This window comes from Pseudomonas sp. 05T35 (assembly GCF_056396605.1).
The window spans coordinates 1-3,562 of the sequence record NZ_JBFTLU010000548.1 but is presented as its reverse complement, the minus strand read 5'-3'; the positions used below and the strand labels follow the sequence as shown (position 1 = coordinate 3,562).

The 3,562-nt window shown below is 58.3% G+C and carries 1 protein-coding gene and 1 pseudogene; one reads left to right on the top strand and one right to left on the bottom strand.

Annotated features, from left to right (window positions below; translation table 11 throughout):
* Positions 1–77 (top strand): annotated as a pseudogene (locus AC1DH9_RS26970) (group II intron maturase-specific domain-containing protein); the annotation flags it as partial.
* A 224-nt stretch (positions 78–301) separates the two neighbouring features.
* Here AC1DH9_RS26970 and AC1DH9_RS26965 read toward each other — a convergent pair.
* Positions 302–3,058 (bottom strand): ribonucleoside-diphosphate reductase subunit alpha, encoded by a 2,757-nt coding sequence (locus AC1DH9_RS26965; protein ID WP_477809125.1) that lies wholly within the window; start codon positions 3,056–3,058, stop codon positions 302–304.
* Positions 3,059–3,562: the final 504 nt, after the last annotated feature.

Genomic DNA, 3,562 nt, shown 5'->3' with positions numbered 1-3,562 from the left:
TACCGAAGAAGCTATGGGATCGACTCGGGCTGGTCTCAATACTGGATACGATAAACCGGCTTAATCGCATAACCTGAACCGCCGTATACGGAACCGTACGTACGGTGGTGTGAGAGGACGGCGGTTGTGAAGCCGCCTCCTACTCGATTCGGGAGTTGTGTCGGCAACCGAGGCTCTGGTTGCCTGGGCTGGCCCCATCGTCGGAACGCCACTTTCCTGGAGGCAAAAGAAAACCCCCGATCAATCCTGGGGACTGATCGGGGGTTTCGGGTAGGCACCTTGCGGCGCTTACCGGCTCAGCTTATTGGCAAGCTTCGCAATCCGGCTCGTCGATGGCGCAGGCCTTCGGCACTGGAGCTGGACCGGCTGGAGCCGCCAGGACCGAGTCCTCACCGTGGTTGCCGCCGCTGGAAACAGCGTTCAGCTTGCCGGTGTTGATGGTCGACTTCTCGGTGCTGGTCGCGGCCAGGGCACGGAGGTAGTAAGTGGTTTTCAGGCCACGGTACCACGCCATGCGGTAGGTCACGTCGAGCTTCTTGCCCGATGCGCCGGCGATGTACAGGTTCAACGACTGAGCCTGGTCGATCCACTTCTGACGACGGCTGGCCGCGTCAACGATCCACTTGGTGTCGACTTCGAAGGCGGTCGCGTAGAGCTCTTTGAGTTCTTGCGGGATGCGTTCGATCTGCTGCACGGAACCGTCGTAGTACTTCAGGTCGTTGATCATGACCGAGTCCCACAGACCACGAGCCTTGAGGTCGCGAACCAGGTACGGGTTGATCACGGTGAATTCGCCCGACAGGTTCGATTTCACATAGAGGTTCTGGTAAGTCGGTTCGATCGACTGCGAGACGCCAGTGATGTTGGCGATGKTTGCGGTCGGTGCGATGGCCATGATGTTGGAGTTACGAATACCTTTCTGTACGCGAGCACGCACCGGCGCCCAGTCCAGGGTTTCGTTCAGGTCAACGTCGATGTACTTCTGGCCACGCTGATCGATCAGGATCTGTTGCGAATCCAGCGGCAGGATGCCTTTAGACCACAGCGAGCCCTGGAACGTCTCGTAAGCGCCACGCTCGTCAGCCAGGTCGCAGGAAGCCTGGATCGCGTAGTAGCTGACCGCTTCCATCGATTTGTCGGCAAACTCGACGGCCGCATCGGAACCGTAAGGGATGTGCTGCAGGTACAAAGCGTCCTGGAAGCCCATGATGCCCAGGCCGACCGGACGGTGCTTGAAGTTGGAGTTCTTCGCTTGTGGCACCGAGTAGTAGTTGATGTCGATAACGTTATCGAGCATGCGAACGGCGGTGTTCACGGTGCGTTCCAGCTTGGCGGTGTCCAGCTTGCCGTTGACGATGTGGTTCGGCAGGTTGATCGAGCCCAGGTTGCAAACGGCGATCTCGTCCTTGTTGGTGTTCAAGGTGATCTCGGTGCACAGGTTCGAGCTGTGAACCACGCCAACGTGCTGCTGTGGGCTGCGCAGGTTGCATGGGTCTTTGAAGGTCAGCCATGGGTGGCCGGTTTCAAACAGCATGGAGAGCATTTTGCGCCACAGGTCTTTGGCCTGGATGGTCTTGAACAGCTTGACCTTGCCTGGGTACTCGGTCAGGGCTTCGTAGTACTCGTAACGTTCTTCGAAGGCCTTGCCGGTCAGGTCGTGCAGGTCCGGAACTTCGGACGGCGAGAACAGGGTCCACTTGCCGTCATCGAAGACGCGCTTCATGAACAGGTCAGGGATCCAGTTGGCAGTGTTCATGTCGTGGGTACGACGACGGTCATCACCGGTGTTCTTGCGGAGTTCGATGAACTCCTCGATGTCCATGTGCCAGGTTTCCAGGTAAGCGCAGACAGCGCCTTTGCGCTTGCCACCCTGGTTAACGGCGACAGCGGTGTCGTTCACTACTTTCAGGAACGGTACAACGCCCTGGGATTTGCCGTTGGTGCCCTTGATGTACGAGCCCAATGCGCGAACCGGGGTCCAGTCGTTGCCCAGGCCGCCAGCGAATTTCGACAGCATGGCGTTGTCGTGGATCGCGTGGTAGRTGCCCGACAGGTCATCCGGCACGGTGGTCAGGTAGCAGCTGGACAGCTGAGGACGCAGGGTACCGGCGTTGAACAGGGTCGGGGTCGAGGACATGTAGTCGAAGGACGACAACAGGTTGTAGAACTCGATCGCACGGTCTTCCTTGTTCTTCTCTTCGATCGCCAGGCCCATGGCCACGCGCATGAAGAAAATCTGCGGCAGTTCGAAACGCACGCCATCCTTGTGGATGAAGTAACGGTCGTACAGGGTTTGCAGGCCCAGGTAGGTGAACTGCTGGTCGCGCTCGTGGTTGATCGCCTTGCCGAGTTTTTCCAGGTCGAAAGTCGCCAGGACCGGGTTCAGTAATTCGAATTCGATACCCTTGGCGATGTAGGCAGGCAGCGCCTTGGCGTACAGGTCGACCATCGTGTTGACGTCGGTCAGGGCCACGCCGTCGTAGAGGTTCTTCAGGGTTTCGCGCTGGATCAGGTCGCCGTCGACTTCTTCCAGACCTTCGCAGGCCTCGGTGACGATGGTGTTCAGGCGGCCCATGTCCAGAGGGGCAAACGTGCCGTCGGCGCGGGTGATGCGGATCGACGGGTGAGCCTGCACCGCTTCCTCGGCAGGCGCGCGTACTGCGCGCTCCTTGGAGCGGGCGTCACGGTAGATCACGTAGTCGCGAGCGACTTTCTGTTCGCCGGCACGCATCAGGGCCAGTTCGACCTGGTCCTGGATTTCTTCGATGTGGATGGTGCCGCCCGATGGCATGCGACGCTTGAAGGTCGCGGTGACTTGTTCGGTCAGGCGGGCAACGGTGTCGTGGATTCGCGACGAGGCAGCAGCAGTGCCGCCCTCAACTGCGAGAAACGCTTTGGTGATGGCGACGGTGATTTTGTCATCGGTGTAAGGAACGACAGTGCCGTTACGCTTGATCACGCGCAGTTGGCCTGGCGCGGTGGCGGACAGATCCGAACTCGAATCAGTGGCCATCGGCGCGGTGCCCTGCGGGTTCTCGCGAGTTGTGTCGGTTTGCATGGGTGTCTCCACGTTCTCTATGTTTGTTTGGGCACCATGAAGGCGCCCACCGTTCCGTCCTGAAGCACTACAACCGGCAAGCGCCGGGCATAACAACTTCGGGACAGTCAGGAAGGGGGCTGTTGAGCGCCGCTTCCTTGCCGAAGTCTTTGGTCTCAAGCCTGGGGCCGAAAACCGAATTCCGTTTGGGTGACAGTAATTGACTGCAACACCCGTACCGTTTTCGCCGTTGGCGGCTAAAAAACAGTCGCCATCCGCAGGTGCGGTTTGGGCTTCTGAAAATACGTTTGGTTCAACCAGACAGAGGCAATAAAAGCGCTTGAATTTGGTGTCTGATTTGTGTTTGGTTTTTTGCGTAAACCCCTACATGTAGGGTTTTTTTTAGCGCGAGCTACAAGATAATGCGTTTTGGGGGGTGATTGCAACGTACTACCTGTGGATAAAGCTGTGCGTAAAATGTGTATGAAACTGTCAATCGGCGTGTAGGCCGCAACCCTGCTGGGG